The following is a 15,382-nucleotide window of genomic DNA, read 5'->3' as shown; positions in this document are numbered from 1 at the left end:
ACGTGGACTACGCGCTGGCCGGCGGCAACGTCTGCGCCGTCGCCCAACGACGGGGAATCGCGGGGTTCGTGATCGAGGGGTCATCCGGGACCTCGCCGAGGTACGCGAGATGGGCTTCCCCGTCTTCGCCCGCGGCGTCATCCCCGTCCCGGGCACCAAGACCTCGGTCCAGCCGCTGAACGTCCCGGTCCGTTGCGGCGGTGTGCGGGTCCACCCCGGTGACATGGTGGTGGCGGACGAGGAGGGGGTCGTCGTCACCCCGCACGCCCGCCAGGAGCGGGTACTGCGCGACGCCGAGGCGAGACTGGCCGAGGAGGCCGCCCAGACCCTCGACGCCTGGGAGACCGCGCACCGGTCCCGCATCGACCAACTCCTGGGAGAGGGTGGGTTCACCGGCTGATCCGGGCCCCGGGCCACCTCGCGAGCAGAGGGGGACGACGCTCGCCCGGCCGAAGCCAACGCACCCGTGACGGCTTGAGTAGGCTGCCCCTCGCTGTGACCAGTCGCCGGGGGGATCTTCATTCATGCAAAGACCGCACCGCAGTTCCGTCCGGCGGATCGGGCCGTACACCGTCATCACCAGGCTCGATCCCACCGGCGCCGGAACGATGCCCGTACCCGAACGGCGCCACATCGCGCGTACGGCGGACGGTGAGCGCACCGTCCTGCTGAGCACCCCTCTCGACGGCACCGACCCCGAACGCTTCCTCGTCGAGGCCCGGACCGCCCAGACACCCCTCGGCCCGTGGTTCTCCACCGTCACCGAGTGCTCCCCTGCCGGCGGGCCCGCGTGGTGCGCCCGCCCCTACGAACCCGCCGTCCCGCTCCCCACCGCACTGGCCGTCAACGGCGGCCCCCTTCCGGACGACGCCCTACGGGCCCTCGCGATCTCCTTGTCGGAGGCCCTTGTCAGCGCCCACACGGCGGGCGTGACCCACGCGGGGCTCTCCCCCGCGGCCGTGCTGATCGCCGGTGACGGTCCCCGGGTCACCTGTTTCGGTGCGGCCCGGGCTGCCTCACCGGACGGCGTGGCCCGCTCGGGGCTGCCCGGTCTCGAACCCGGCAGCCTGGCCCCGGAGCAGGCCGCCGGCGGGCGCCCACGGCCGCCGGGCGACGTCTACGCGCTGGGCGCGGTCCTCTCGTACGCGGCGACCGGGCACACCGTTCCCGACCGCGAAGAACTTCCCGTACTGCTCCGCTCTCTCGTACCGGCCTGCCTGGCCCGCGATCCCGCCGCCCGGCCGCGGGCGGCGGACGTCCTGCACGCGCTGTCCCCCTCGGCGGCGGACGGCTCTCCGCCGCCGACCGCCGTCGACGTGGGGACGGGCACGTTCCCGCTGCCCGGGCGGGTCGTCGCCGCCCTCGCCCGCCAGTCGGCGGCGCTCCTCGCCCTCGACCTCCCCCTGCCCACCGGAAGCTGACCGTGCTCCATCCACTCCTTCACGACGACCCGCCACACGTCGGCTCGTACCGGTTGACCGCCCGGCTCGGCAGCGGCGGCATGGGCACGGTCTACCTGGCACGCTCACCGGGCGGTCGCACGGTCGCGCTCAAGACCGTGCACGCGCGCATCGCCTCCGACGCCACCTTCCGTACCCGCTTCCGCCTCGAAGTCGATGCGGCGCGAGTCATCGGGGGACAGCACGGCGCCCAGGTCTTCGACGCCGACCCGCTCGCCGAAACCCCCTGGCTGGCGACGGAGTACGTCCTCGGACCACCCCTGGACGAGGCCGTCTCCCGCTGCGGGCCGCTCCCCGAGGCCGCGGTGCGCGCGGTGGGCGCGGCCTTGTGCGGCGCGCTCGGGCAACTGCACCGGTCCGACGTGGTGCACCGGGACCTGAAGCCGTCCAACGTCATGATCAGCGCCTACGGACCCAAGGTCATCGACTTCGGTATCGCCCGCGCCGTGGGCGACGACCGGCTCACCCGCACCGGGACGGCCGCCGGCACGCCCGCCTACATGTCACCGGAACAGGCGAGCGGGCAGGAACAGACTCCGGCCGGTGACGTGTTCGCCCTCGCCGGGGTGCTGGTCTTCGCCGCCACGGGACGCGGCCCGTTCGGCAGTGGGCAGCCCGCCGACCTGATCTACCGCGTGCGATACGCCGACCCGGACCTCACCGGCGTACCACCGTCACTCGCCCCGGTCCTGACCAGGTGCCTCGCCAAGGACCCGGCCCTGCGCCCGAGTACGGCACAGCTGGTCGCGGAACTGCACGACGGCCGCGGCCAGTTCGCGGACCATCTGCCCGCTGGGCTGCTGTCCGAGATCGCACGTCTCTCGGCGGAGGTCTGGCGGTCTCGTCCCCAGCGGCTTCCGGCGCCCCCGGAACAGGCATCCCACCTACCCGAAACACCGGCGCCGCGCCGTACCGGCATGTCCCGCCGCCGTCTCCTGACGGCCACCGGACTGTCGGTGGCGGGCGTAGGGGCGGGTGCCTGGTTCTGGCCGTATCTCCCCGACGGGTGGAGGCTGGGGGCGGCCGATGCGACGGAGACAGGGGGGAAGATCCAGGTGCCGTTGGACCTGGTGTGGACGAACGACTCCGCAGAGGCGCAGGACTACGCCGTGCCGTTCTTCGTGGGCGACACGCCGGTGGTCATGGGCGAATACTTCCAGCTGGTAGGTATGGACCCCGGAACCGGGGAGAAGCTGTGGGATTCCATGCCGCTGGAGCCCCATGCCAGGTTCGTCGCCGACGAATCCGACGTCTACTGCCTGCTCTCCGACGCCTGGAAGGGCTTGCAGATCCGTTCACTCGACCAGGTGACCGGTGGATCCGGTCGCACCCTCATCACTCTGCCCGATATCCCGGCATTGAGTTCCTCCCACACGGTCGCCGCTCTTATCGATGCTTCGGAGGGAATGCTTCACCTCGCCGTGGGGCGTGACAGTGCACCGGACACGGACGACTGGCGTCTCCTGGCCTTGGACACGAAGACCGGGAAGGTTCTGTGGCACGTGCCCTACAAGGGGACGAACGATCCCCGCTTCGACGGGCGCAACTGGTTCGCCAAGACCATCGGCAACGTGTGGGTCCTGGGGCAGATGATGAGCTCTTCCATACTCCACGGATACGACAAGCGCTCCGGCGAACACCTCTGGACCACCAAGGTATCCGACACGACCGCCATCAGCGACGGAGCGCAACTCGCGGAGGACGGAACACACCTGTACGTCGGTGCAGGCCTGCTCCGGGCAATCCGAGTCTCCGACGGCACGTTCGTCTGGGAGTTCGGCAACTCCCGCGACTTCGGCGACGTCGGCGAGCTGGAAGCTCACTACGGAGCACCGACCGTACGCGGCGAAGTGGTGTACGCGGCCGAAAGCAGCGGAACGATCGTCGCCGTCGATGCACGGTACGGCGAGCTGATATGGGAGACACCGAGCCCGGAGGACAACCGGGCACTCCTTGCCGCTCCGCCGGTCCTCAGCTCGGACCACCTCTCCTACGAGGGTGAGGCAGGTCTGGGCGCGATCAACCTGAGCACGAAGAAATACGTACGGACGCAAAAGGGTTCGCTCAGCCTCTTCGCGGTCAGCCCGGACAAGCACCTGCTCGTCGGGATCGGCGAGGAAAGAGTGCAGGGCCTGCGCTTGGACTGAGACGTTCTGCCCTCCTACCGGTCCGCCCCGCCTCTGCCCCCGAGGAATCCCCATGAAACCGCTCGGCTCCGGAGATCTGCTCCGCCTCGGCCCGTACCGCCTGCTCGGCACGCTCGGCGAAGGAGGGATGGGCAAGGTCTACTTCGGACAGGACAGCCTCGGCCGCTGCGCCGCAGTGAAGTGTCTGCGTCTTGAGTTGGCCCATGACCAGGACCTCGCACGGCGCTTCGTCCGCGAGGCCTGGACCGCTCGTGCCGTAACCAGTAACGGCGTGGCCCGGGTGCTCGATGCACAGACCGAGGACGGACGTCCCTGGATCGCCGCCGAGTTCCTCGCCGGCCCCACCCTGGAAGAGGCCGTCACCGCCCTGGGCCCCTTCGGCGAGGGCGCGGTGTGCCGGCTGGGCGCCGCTCTCGCAGCCGCCCTGCAGGACATCCACACGGCGGGACTCGTGCACCGTGACGTCAAACCCGCCAACATCGTGCTGACATCGGCCGGCCCCCGGATCATCGACTTCGGCATCGCCCGGCCGGAACACGGACTCACTCTGACGACCACGGGAGAAGTCCCGGTGACCCCCGGGTACGGCGCGCCCGAACAAGTATTGGGCCACCGGGTGGGTCCCTCCGCCGATGTCTTCTCACTGGGGGCCGTGCTGGTCTACGCCGCAACCGGCCGACGCGCCTTCGGTGGTGGGCATGTTTCTGCGGTCCAGTACGAAGTGGTGCATGGAGAACCGCAGTTGGAGTGGCTGACCAGCTCGCTCCGCGACCTCGTCGCCCCCTGCTTGGCCAAGGACGCGGCTCTGCGACCGAGCCCGGGCCACATCGCGGCTGCCTTTGCGCCCGGCACGCACGGGACGGTGGACGAATGGCGGCAGGGACAGCTCGGCGCGATGATCGACCAGCACCTCGCGGACGTACGTCACGTGGTCCCCGGGTTCGGGGCACCTACCACGCCTCCGGCCAAGGGCCGACGACGATTTCTCATCGCCCTCGCAGGCGCGGGCGCGGCTCTCACCGTGGGCGGCGGTACGGCGGCGTGGCAGTTCAAGGACGGCTGACCGCAGTCCTGGTACGACGCCGGTCGGCGACAAGCAGAGGAAGCGCGACGGCAAGACAGAGCAAGCCCGTGGCACATACACCGAGGGACACCACGAAGGCCGTGCCCGGGCCGCTGCCGGGCCCTACGGAGGCGGCCGACTCGGCGCCTTGTGGAGCAGACGGGGCGGTGTAGTCCGGCAGCGGGTACCGCTCGGCGGCGCCCGGATCGCCCGGTGACTGCAGCACACGCAATGGCCGGACGATGCCGTATCCGATGTAATCGCTCCGTACGTCCCCGGTGGTGGGGCCACTGGCCGTACTCACCATGACGCGCAGAACCTGGTTGGCGGTCCAATCCGGGTGGACGGACCAGATCAGAGCTGCTGACGCGGCTGCGACGGCTGAGGCCACCGCCGTACCGCTGTTTTTGCACAAGCCTGCTCCCTCATCGCACGCGCTGAGGATGTCCTCGCCCGGGGCGCTGAGATCCACCTGCGGTCCCCAGGCCGATGTCTGGGTCGCGCTCCGGTCCTTGTCGAGGGCAGCGACACCGACGACACCCGGAATCCGCGCCGGATACTGCACTTGCCTTCGATAGCCTTCCGAGTCACCCACGGCGGCGAACACCAGCTTGCCCTTGGTCAGGGCGTACTCCACGGCCCACTCCAACGCTGCTGTCCTGCGCTCGGCGGCCGGTGAAATAGTGATGATCTTCGCGTCGGAATCCGCGGCATAGCGAATGGCCGGTGCCATCTGGTCACCGACTACTGCCTGCTCCTCGGAGGAGCTCGGGCTCGGAGTCCCGCCCCCGCTCCGGTCGATGATCTTCAGCGGCAAGATCTTGGATCCGGGCGCCAAGCCGTACGCGCTGTCTTTGCCGCCGAGGCCCTTGCCAGTACCGGCGATCACGGCCGCGACTGCCGTTCCGCGGCCGTCATGTCCGCTGGAGTGCCCGTCCGTGAAGTCCTTGCCCTTGACGATCTGGCCTGCCAGCTCGGGCACTTCACGCACACCCGTATCGATGACCGCGACGGTCACGCCTTTACCCGTGCTGGTCTGCCACATCTTCTCGGCCCCCATCCGGTCGAGGTGCCACTGCTGGGACAAGACCGTGTCCGCGGTCGCCGCAGTGGCCGAGGTACCGACCAGGAGCATAGCCAGCCCGGCAGCCCACACCGCACAACGCCGCTTCCGGAGCCCGCGGGGGAAGGACACGGCTCTCGTCCGTACTCGGCCGTACACGTTCACGTTGAGGGGCCGCCACCCTGACCCGGAGGACTCCCGTGGCTCGAGTGCGGCCCGGGAGCGCCTGTGTGGTCCTGCGGTGGAAGGTATGGCGGCTGCGCCTGCTGGTGCCCGACCGGAGGCTGGTAAGGGAAGGGCCCGGAGGCAGACGCGACTCGACGGCGGGAACGGATCACCCCGAACGCAACGCCGACTCCCACGAGTGCGACTGCACCGATACCCAGGCCGACCCAGAGGCCCGCGTCGCCGATCCCCTCGTCAGAGGCCGAGGACGCGGCGGACGGCTTCTCGCTCTCATCCGGCTTCTCCGATCCGTTGGCCGCCCCGGAGGGCTCGACGGACGGCGTCGGGGAGGCGGCCGCGGCGAGGTCGGGAAGCGGCAACTCGTCGGCAGGCCCGGGGTCACCCGGGTTCTTCAAAGCGATGCGGGGACGGACGATGCCATATCCGATGGCATCCGTGCGCTTCTCGCCACTGATAGCGCCGCCGGCGGTGTTGAGCGTCACCCTCAGAACCTGGTTGTTGGTCCAGTCCGGGTACTTGGACCAGATGAGGGCGGCGGATGCGGAGGCGATGGCGGTGGCGTCGCTCGTACCGCGTGTCTTGCACAACTCCGTTCCGCCACTGCACGCATGAACCATGTCAACGCCTGGAGCCGCCAGATCGACCTGTGGTCCGTACTGAGAGGAGTCCGCCTTCTGCAGGCTTTCCCCGACCGAGCCCACGCCGACGACCCCTGGGGTACCTGCCGGAAACTCAACCCGATTATCCCCGTCACCACTGTTGCCAACCGAGGCGAAAATCAGCGAGCCTGCGTCAATGGCATATTTAACGGCGTCATTGAGCTTTTCGGACCCAACCTCGTTACCGAGCGAAATATTGATGACCTTGGCGCCTTCGTCGACCGCAAAACGAATCACCAAAGGCAGGTCATCGTTGAAATGCTTGTCCCCCGTCGCCCCGTTGACTTTACCCGCGTCATCTTTCATTCGGATGGGGAGGATTTTGGCACCCGGCGCCAACCCAAAAGCGCCGTCTCCGCCACCCGATGCTCCGGTTCCGCAGATCAGAGCCGCCATTCCCGTACCGTGGTTTCGGTAATCTGTGTGCTCGTCTCCAGGTGATCCGGAAGCCAGGTCCAGTCCCTTGAGGACGCGCCCTTGAAGGTCCGGGTTGGACGCATCGACCCCTGTGTCGATTACCGCGACAGTGACACCGTTGCCAGTACTCACGCGCCACATCGACTCAGCCTGCATCACATCGAGATGCCACTGAGTGGAACGAACAGATTCCGCATGTGCGGGGCCCGCACCTACCAGCAGCAACGCCACCGCGAGGGACGCGGCAGGCCCACGACGGATAGCTGACCTGCTACTGCCAGGCATTGTTTCCCCTCATGTCCTTCTACTGATCAGTCGATAACTGGCGGAACGACTCGCCGACTGCCCTGCTGCCACGTCTCTTCGTCTTCGACAAGGTAATCCGGGCGCTCGCTGTCATCGCGGCGCCGGTCTCTTGTTGGCTGAGAGGCCGGCGCTCCGCCACGCCCTACCTGGCCGACGCTCTTGGCGCCGTCACCGGTTGTGGAGCCGCGAACCAACCCGGTACCACCGGGAGTAAACGGGCGAGCAGTCATGCGGCCCGTCTGTTGTGGAGACGCGCCGACCATGCCACCGGTCTCCCCGGCCAATCGGCGGCCACCGACAATCCCGCTCCGGCCGCTGCCTACGCCTCCGCCCATGCCTGCGCCGTTCCCCATAGCTCCGCGCCCCGCATGTGTGCTTTCACCGCCGATGGCGGTGCCACGTGGAAGGGCGTGCCGGAGCGGCCAGGAGACTGTGCCATGGGCCTGCCACCAACAATGCCACCGTTCGAAGGCGGCCAGGCGACCGATCCGCTACCCGAGTTTCCAGCCCCTGAGTTCATCGGCGGCCGTACGCCACTGCGGCTGCTCTACGACGGCGGGAGCGGATGGCTACGACGGCCACCGCGCCACCGATGAGGGCAGCCGCGCCAACGCCCAGACCGATCCAGAGGGCGGTGTTACTGTCACCCTCGGCAACCGGTGCGGCGGACGGCTTATCGCTCTCCTCGGAGAAACCGGCAGCTTTGGACGGTTCGGTCGACGGCTCCGCGGACTCAGCCGCGGCCGCGAGGTCGGGGAGCGGGTACTCGTCAGCAGGCCCAGGATCGCCGGGTTCAGTCAACGCCGCCCCTGGCCGGACCGAGCCGTAGCCCACGTAGTCATTCCGCTCAGCACCACTGGTGGGCTTCCCCGCCGTGTTGAGCATGACTCGCAGGACCTGGTTGTTGGTCCAGTTGGGGTACTTGGACCAAATCAGAGCCGCAGAAGCAGAGGCAAGGGCAGAGGCGTCGCTGGTCCCGTGCGACTCGCAAAACCCGGTCTTACCACCGCAAGCATGAATCATCTCTTCGCCAGGCGCGGACAGGTCGACCTGTGCCCCCCACTGGGATTCCTCTGTTTTCTGGAGGTCTTTGCCGATAGCCCCGACTCCCACTACACCGGGGGTACCTGCCGGGTACTCGACCAGGTTCGCTTTGTTGCCACTGTTACCGACAGCGGCGAAGATGAGCGCTCCCTTTTTCAGTGCGTACCGTACGGAATCGTCCACCTGCTCCGAACCCGCCGTCATGCCAAGGGAAACATTGATCACCTTTGCGTCGTGATCGACAGCAAACCTGATGGCTTTGGGAAGGTCCTCGTTGAACCTCTTCTCCGCTGCAGCCTGGGTGGTAGCTCGTGTGGCCTTGGCCATGCGAATGGGGAGAATCTTGGAACCAGGAGCCAGCCCAAAGGCGCCATTACCTGCGAGGGCTTGGCCCGTCCCCGCGATCAGCCCCGCCATTCCTGTGCCATGGCCATCGTAGTCGCTGAGCTCATCACCGGAGATATCGGTTTCCAGATTCAGCCCCTTGAGGACCTGCCCCGTCAGATCGGGATTCGCCGCATTCACGCCGGAGTCGATGACCGCAACGGTGACGCCCGCACCGGTACTCATCTGCCACATCTCTTCGGCCTTCATGGCGTCAAGGTGCCACTGTTCGGAACGGGCGGACTCCGCGTAAGCAGGCGCAGAAATTCCCACGGCAAGCAACAGCCCTGCCACCACGGGAGCAACGGTTCGACGGGAAATCCCCGTGGTGCTGCTGGTACGCATTCGATTCCTTCGGCGCCTCTGCGGCTCAGTCGATGACCGGTGGAACAATTCGCCTACTGCCCTGCTGCCAAGTCTCCTCGTCCTCGATCAGGTAGTCCGGACGTTCGCTGCCCTCACCATGCATTTGTTGCCGCCGCTGAGCATTGCCCCCTGCTCCGCGCCCAACCGCACTTGCGCCACGAGAACCCTCGGCTGCTGCGCCTCCACGGACCAGGCCTGTGCCGCCGGGAGTGAATGGGCGGCCGGCTGCCTGCCCTTGCTGCCCAGGGCGACCCCCAACCAGACCGCCGGCTTCGCCTGCGAGGCGGCGGCCACCGACGACGCCACTCTGGCCCCCTGAGCCGCCTGCAGCCGGACCGTGTGACATCGGTGCGCGACCGGTGTGAGTGGTTTCACCACCGATCACATTGCCGCGTGGTAGGCCAGTAGGTGGCCGCCCTGTGGGCTGTGTCAACTGACGCCCACCCGTAATTCCTCCGTCGGGAACAGGCCTGCCGACGAGGTTTTTCCCCAAGTTGGGCCCGCCTACAGAAGGGGTCGGCGGGCGAACATTGGGGGCGGAGCGGCCGCCGGTCGCATTCGACTCGGGATGCATACCCGGGCCTCCCCTGACAGGGGCAACTACAGGCGGAGTCAGACCATCACCACCCTTCACACTCCCTGGGGCGGCAGCCGGAGCAGTCGGTAGGGCGGCCGGTGCGTCGGGTAGCGTGACCGCGCCCGCGATCTCCATATCGACAGGCTGCGACAGCGCAGAAGTTGCGGTGACGGACGGTCCGTACGCAACCGGGGACGATGTGGTGGTGGTCTCAGAGACGTCGACACCGTGGTCTGCACGCGTCGCAGCGTAGCCAGTGACACGCTGAGGTGAAGCGGCGGAGCCGAAACTGCGATCGGTCCCGCCGTTCAGGTGCTCCTCCTCCGGTGGCACGATCGCAACCGGAGGAGGCGGGAATACCGGCCTCTCCAGCGCGTCCATCTTTCTCGACGAGAAGGCGTACGTCTGCGCCAGTCGGCGCATCTGATCCGCCGTTTCCTGGCGATTCGACTCTTGCGTGGCGATTAGCGTCTCCGCAGCCTCCCTGGCCACCGTTGACGCATCCGGGTCGTTCCTCGCCAGACGGGCGGCTTCCAGGTTCGCCTGCGCGCCTGCGTGTGTGCGGGGGACCGATGCCTGCGCCGCGGCGATCGCGTTCGAGGCCTCGGCCAGCCACTTGGACACACCCGAGCTGAATTCCCCAAGGCGCAGCGTCTCGTTGGCCAGGTCGGCACTCCATGACCTGAAGGCGTACGCCCCTTCACCTTCCCAATCGACCCGCTGAGGCCGGTTTTTCAGCTCCGTCGCGACCTTCTTGATCTCGCTGGCCGCACTCAACAGGCGATCGGAAGCGATGTTCACCGCCCCGCTGTTGGCCATGTCCAGCCATGCGAGCATCTCCTCGTGGAGCATGCTGTCGAACGGTGTGCCCTGCCCTGCTTCCCCGACATCCATCCTTGCCCCCGTCTATCCCCGTGCCATACCGATACCAGTGATTAGGACTGCCAAGAGAGCCCGTCAGCACCTGAGGTATCCCCTCCGGTCGGCTTCTGCGTGTCCGCATGCGGCTTGTCGGACTCCGGCGGGATGTACTCGCCTCCGTAATGCTCCTTCGCGCTGCCCGCAATGGCCAGCATCCGGCGCCGGATGTCGATGTCCAGGTTCTCGTAACCCTTGTGGGAGGCGAGCACCGCGATGCTCATGCCCTCTATTGCCTCCGACAGCAGCTTGGAGAGCGACTCAAGCTCGGTGACCACCTTCTGGTACGAGATGAAGAGGCTGGCCGCCTCCGCCCACAGCATGTCACCGCCACCGAACTGCGGACGGGTCAGCGGGTCCTCACCCAGCTTCGTCGGTCCCGCCGGTGACGCCTTCAGGTCGCGCAGGATCTCGTCGATGTGGTCACGGAACTGGGTGAACGACGACAGCTCCGTTGCCAGTACCGCAGTTGTGGCGCCCATGTTGGCGAACGACGCCGCCATCACCGCTCCACCCTCACTCGGCAGCACAGCACCCTCCCCGTATCCGGCTGGCTACAACGTCGAACGTCACTGTAGCCAGCACCGGTGACACCCCGCATCCCCGGATTGCAGGTGCAACCCGGATCACACCAGCGCCCGGGTGGTCAGGGCTTGGGGGTGGCCACCGCCGACTGGGGGCGGATCGGGAGGCGGTTGACCGGGCGGCCCGTTGCGGCGCGGACCGCTGCCGCCACCGCTGCGGGGGACGTCACCACCGGTACCGCCGAGGCCGCCTTGGCCCCGAACGGGGCCACCACGTCGCGCTCCTCCACCAGTTTGACGATGCGAATGTCCGGAGCGTCCAGGGCCGTGGGAAGCGCGTAGCCCGTGAAGTCCGGGTGGCGGATCAGGCCGCGGGCCGTGCGGAGGTTCTCCGTGAGGGCGGCGCCGATGCCCTGGGTGACGCCCGCCTCGATGCGGACCGCCAGCTGGGACGGGTTGAGGACGCGGCCGACGTCCTGGGCGACGGCCATCTCGACCACCCGGACCGAGCCGAGTTCGATGTCGACGTCCACCACCGCGCGTACCGCGCAGAACGCCAGGCCGACGAAGGCGTCCCCCTGCCCCGACTCGTCCAGGGGCTCGGTCGGGTGGGGGCGGCACTGGGCGGTGGCCCAGAGTTCCTTGCCGTCCATCGCCTCCGTGACCGTGGTCGACAGCACGCCGTCGTACGACGTGATCTTGCCGTCCGCGATCTGGAGCAGCTCCGTGGACATGCCGAACTGGTGGGCCAGGGGCTGGAGCAGCTGGGTGCGGACCATCTTGGCCGCGCGTTCCACCGCGCCGCCGGAGACCCAGGTGTGGCGGCCGTGCGTGGCGGGGCCCGCGGGTGGCTGGTCGGTGTCCACCGCGGCCACGTGCACCTCTTCGATGCCCAGGGTCTCCTGGACGATCTGCCGGGCCAGTGTGGTGAAGCCCTGGCCGGTCTCGACGGCCGCACAGATCACCGTGGCGGCGCCGTCGTGGACCCGGACCGTGGCCGTGGAGACCTCGTCCGCGCCCTCGGCGCCGAGCATGTGGACCATGCCGAGGGCGTAGCCGACACCCCGGCGTACCGCTCCGGGCTCGCCCGCGCCCTCCGGGCCGCCCGGGAGCAGCCAGTCGTCCTCCGGGGCGTCCTTGGGCAGGGCGGGCAGCGGGAAGTCGCGCACCGCGTGGAGGAGTTCGGCCACCGGGGCGGGGCAGGTCACCGTCTGGCTGGTGGGCAGGATATCGCCGGTGGACAGGGCGTTGCGGAGGCGGAGTTCGGCCGGGTCGATGCCGAGCTTCGCGGCGAGCTTGTCCATCTGGCCCTCGTAGGCCGCGCAGACCTGCATCGCGCCCTCACCGCGCACGTGCCCGGAGGGCGGGTTGTTCGTACGTACCGCCCAGCCCTCGATGAACGCGTGCGGGACGACGTACGGGCCGCAGGCGAACGCCACCGCGGCGGCCAGGGACTCGGAGGAGGCGTCGGCGTACGCGCCGGCGTCGAGGAGGATCTGCGCCTCGACCTTGACGAGTCGTCCCTCGGCGTCCGCGTGGTGGCGGTAGCGCAGCAGGGTGGGGTGGCGGTGGGTGTGGCCGAGGAAGGACTCCTCGCGGGTCGCGGCCAGTTTGACCGGGCAGCCGGTGCGCAGGGCGAGCAGGCCGAGCGGGATCTGGAAGCCCGGGTCCTCGCGGTCGCCGGTCGCGCCCGGGACGCCCGTCACGACGACCTTGACCCGGTCGGGTTCCAGGCCGAAGCAGGCGGCGGCCAGATCGCGATCCGTGTGCGGGTCGGTGGACGCCGTGTAGAGCTCGACGCCGCCGTCGGGGCGCGGCACGGCGAGACCGGCCTCGGCTCCGATCGGGGCCGGGTCCTGGCGGCCGATACGGTACAGGCCGTCGACGATGACCTCGCCGACGGTGTCCGGGTCGCCGTAGCGCAGCGGGATGTGACGGATGAGGTTGCCGTCGGGGTGCAGGGGTTCGGCTGCGAAGGCCTTCTCCGGGTCGGTGACCGGTTCCAGGACCTCGTACTCGACGATGATCGCCGCCGCGGCCAGCCGGGCCGTGTCCGGGTGGTCGGCGGCGACGGCGGCGATGGCCTCTCCGTGGTGCCGTACCAGTTCGGCGGCGAACACCGGGCGGTCGACGACCCGTCGGCCGTACGCGCTGTCCCCGGGGATGTCCGCGTGGGTGACGACCGACCGCACCCCGGGCATCGCGGCGGCGGCCGACGTGTCGATCGACAGGATGCGCGCGTGGGGGTGCGGGGAACGCAGCAGGGCCGCCCACAGCAGGCCCTCGGCCCAGAGGTCCGCGGCGTACGGGAACGTGCCCTCGGTCTTGGCCCTGGCGTCGGCCGTCGGCAGCGAGGCGCCCAGGCCGTGCGTCGGCGGTTCCTGGTCGAGCCCCGCGCCCTCGGCCGGTGGCGTGGTCCGGGTGGTCCCGGTCGCGGTGGCTGCGTCGCTGGTCACGCCGCCTCCTTGTCGTTCGCCCCGCTGCGGGTGCAGCTGATGGTGGTGGTGGTGGTGTGGGTGACCGATGGTGCGGGGGACGCGGTTCTCACCGGGCGTCTCCCTCGTGCGGCTGGGCCTGTACGCCGCCCGCGCCGGGCGGTGCCTGGTGCGGGATGCGCGGCTCGTCGTCCGGTCCGTCTGCGTCCCGGCTCTCGATGACCTCGCGTACGGCATCGAGTACGCCCCGGTAGCCGGAGCAGCGGCAGAGGTTGCCGCAGAGCGCCTGGCGCGTCTCCAACTCGGTGGGGGCGTGGTTGCCCTCCAGGAGGTCGTGGACGGTCATGGCCATCCCGGGGATGCAGAAGCCGCACTGGACGGCACCGCACGCGGCGAGGGCGCGCTGGATGTCCGAGGGCTCCCCGTCCACGGCGAGCCCCTCCACCGTACGGATCTCGCTGCCCGCCGTGGTGGCGGCGGGTACCAGGCACGAGGCGACCAGGCGCCCGTCCACCTGGACGTTGCAGGCACCGCACTCGCCTTGCGAGCAGCCGTCCTTGGCGCCCGCGAGACCTAGGCGTTCGCGGAGCACGTACAGCAGCGACTCCCCGATCCAGGCGTCGCCGACCGGGCGGTCCACGCCGTTCACGTGCAGGACGTACGAGGCCGCGGGGTGCTCGCTCGGTACGGCGACCTGGGCGTCGGGCTCCCCTGTGTCGGCCTCGGCGTCGGCCACCGCTCCGGGGGCGACCGGTTCGGCGGCCGGGGAGGCGGTGCCGGGCTCGGTCTCGGGGAGCGGGTCCGGCGCCGGTACGGGGGGCGTGTCCGACGGTGCGTCGCCCGGTGCTCCGGCGGACGGGTCCGCGGTCACCTCGGCCGGCGGGTCGGCGGGCGATTCCGCGGTCGGCTCCTCCGGGTGCGCGGCGTGCGGTGCGGGGGCGGGCTCCTGGGTGAGGGGCACGGCCGCCTCGGAGACCGGTCCGGGCACGGCCACCGGGGCGGTTTCGGATGCCGTTTCGGAGGGCTCCGGTGACGTCCCGGGGGGCTCGGACGCTCCCGGTGCTTCCTCCGGCGTCCCCGGCGCCTCGGCGGGCTCCCGCAGGGCTTCCGGGGCCCCTTCGTCCCGGGTGGCCGTTTCCGCCTGCCCGTCCGGGGCGTCCGCCCCGGACCCGGCGATGTCCCGCTCCCCCTGGAGGTGTTCGGCCCACGGCGCCGCGGCTCCGCCCGGCAGCGTCGCCGGGGGCGTGTCCGTGTACCAGGAGGACGCGAGCGCCGAGGCGGCGAACTCGCCCGACTCCTCCGGGAGGTCGCCGTCGGCCACCGGGATCGTCCACTGCCCGGTGTGCCCCGGGGTCTCGTTGCGGCCCGCCTGCCCGGTCGGCTCCGTGGACCCGGCCGACTCGGTGTGCTCAGCCGGCTCGGTGTGCTCGGTGTACTCAGCCTGCCCCACGGGCTCGGCGTGCCCCGTGGGCTGGGTGTGACCCGGGTGCCCGGTGGGTTCCCTGTGCCCGTGCTGCTCCGGGTAAGCCGGTCCCGCCGAAACCCCGGGACCCGGGCCCAGGCGCTCCGGAGCCCCGTGTTCCGGAGCCCCGTGCTCCCGGGCCATGTGGTCCGGTCCCGCGGCGTGCTCACCGGGGCCCGCCGGCGGGGCGGCGGGCTCGGTGAAGTTCCAGTGGGCCGTCGTGGACGACGTCTGCCCGTACCCGGGCGAGGCGTCCCGATGCGTCTCCGGGTAGCCCTGTCCGTACGGCTCCTGTCCATACGGCTCCTGCCCGTACGGCTGATGTCCGTACGGCTGCCGCCCGTACGGCTCCTGCCCGTAAGGCTCCTGTT

At 69.7% G+C, this 15,382-nt stretch carries 9 protein-coding genes and 2 pseudogenes; 4 read left to right on the top strand and 7 right to left on the bottom strand.

Annotation, left to right across the window (positions count from 1 at the left end):
* The 4 genes and pseudogenes from IH13_RS37795 to IH13_RS0118475 form a co-directional block, all read left to right on the top strand.
* Nucleotides 1-400 (top strand): annotated as a pseudogene (locus IH13_RS37795) (RraA family protein); the annotation flags it as partial.
* Nucleotides 401-524: 124 nt separating this feature from the next.
* The gene (locus tag IH13_RS0118485) at nt 525-1,421 is read left to right on the top strand and encodes a protein kinase family protein (RefSeq protein WP_031085829.1); all 897 of its coding nucleotides are present in this window, start codon (nt 525-527) and stop codon (nt 1,419-1,421) included.
* A gap of 2 nt (nt 1,422-1,423) precedes the next feature.
* The gene (locus IH13_RS0118480) at nt 1,424-3,607 is read left to right on the top strand and encodes a protein kinase domain-containing protein (protein ID WP_051835871.1); all 2,184 of its coding nucleotides are present in this window, start codon (nt 1,424-1,426) and stop codon (nt 3,605-3,607) included.
* A gap of 52 nt (nt 3,608-3,659) precedes the next feature.
* Nucleotides 3,660-4,652, top strand: a pseudogene (locus IH13_RS0118475) (serine/threonine-protein kinase); the annotation flags it as partial.
* Between the two features lie 4 nt (nt 4,653-4,656).
* On the opposite strand, the gene mycP (IH13_RS0118470) reads toward IH13_RS0118475, so the two are convergent.
* From mycP (IH13_RS0118470) to IH13_RS0118440, 7 genes are all read right to left on the bottom strand, one after another.
* Nucleotides 4,657-5,757 (bottom strand): type VII secretion-associated serine protease mycosin, encoded by a 1,101-nt coding sequence (gene mycP / locus IH13_RS0118470; RefSeq protein WP_234433324.1) that lies wholly within the window; start codon nt 5,755-5,757, stop codon nt 4,657-4,659.
* Between the two features lie 137 nt (nt 5,758-5,894).
* Nucleotides 5,895-7,280 (bottom strand): type VII secretion-associated serine protease mycosin, encoded by a 1,386-nt coding sequence (gene mycP / locus IH13_RS40920; protein ID WP_082317636.1) that lies wholly within the window; start codon nt 7,278-7,280, stop codon nt 5,895-5,897.
* 537 nt (nt 7,281-7,817) lie between these two features.
* Entirely contained in the window at nt 7,818-9,074 is a 1,257-nt protein-coding gene (gene mycP, locus IH13_RS0118460) for a type VII secretion-associated serine protease mycosin (protein WP_031085820.1), read from the bottom strand.
* 25 nt (nt 9,075-9,099) lie between these two features.
* Nucleotides 9,100-10,524: a hypothetical protein gene (locus tag IH13_RS43470; RefSeq protein ID WP_158791210.1), complete on the bottom strand. Its 1,425-nt coding sequence runs from the start codon at nt 10,522-10,524 to the stop codon at nt 9,100-9,102.
* Nucleotides 10,525-10,607: 83 nt separating this feature from the next.
* Entirely contained in the window at nt 10,608-11,120 is a 513-nt protein-coding gene (locus IH13_RS0118450) for a hypothetical protein (RefSeq protein ID WP_234433323.1), read from the bottom strand.
* A gap of 116 nt (nt 11,121-11,236) precedes the next feature.
* Nucleotides 11,237-13,570 (bottom strand): xanthine dehydrogenase family protein molybdopterin-binding subunit, encoded by a 2,334-nt coding sequence (locus IH13_RS0118445; RefSeq protein WP_031085816.1) that lies wholly within the window; start codon nt 13,568-13,570, stop codon nt 11,237-11,239.
* An 88-nt stretch (nt 13,571-13,658) separates the two neighbouring features.
* Nucleotides 13,659-15,155: a 2Fe-2S iron-sulfur cluster-binding protein gene (locus tag IH13_RS0118440; protein WP_082317639.1), complete on the bottom strand. Its 1,497-nt coding sequence runs from the start codon at nt 15,153-15,155 to the stop codon at nt 13,659-13,661.
* Between the last annotated feature and the right edge of the window lie 227 nt (nt 15,156-15,382).

It is taken from the genome of Streptomyces sp. NRRL WC-3549 (genome assembly GCF_000721935.1).
Classification (GTDB): domain Bacteria; phylum Actinomycetota; class Actinomycetes; order Streptomycetales; family Streptomycetaceae; genus Streptomyces.
This window is presented reverse-complemented; position numbering and strand designations above follow the sequence as displayed.

Coding starts and splice junctions, on each gene's coding strand:
- IH13_RS0118485 (WP_031085829.1), top strand. CDS start 525: ATGCAAAGACCGCACCGCAGTTCCGTCCGGCGGATCGGGCCGTACACC.
- mycP (WP_082317636.1), bottom strand. CDS start 7,280: ATGCCTGGCAGTAGCAGGTCAGCTATCCGTCGTGGGCCTGCCGCGTCC.
- mycP (WP_031085820.1), bottom strand. CDS start 9,074: ATGCGTACCAGCAGCACCACGGGGATTTCCCGTCGAACCGTTGCTCCC.
- IH13_RS43470 (WP_158791210.1), bottom strand. CDS start 10,524: ATGCTCCACGAGGAGATGCTCGCATGGCTGGACATGGCCAACAGCGGG.
- IH13_RS0118440 (WP_082317639.1), bottom strand. CDS start 15,155: ATGGCCCGGGAGCACGGGGCTCCGGAACACGGGGCTCCGGAGCGCCTG.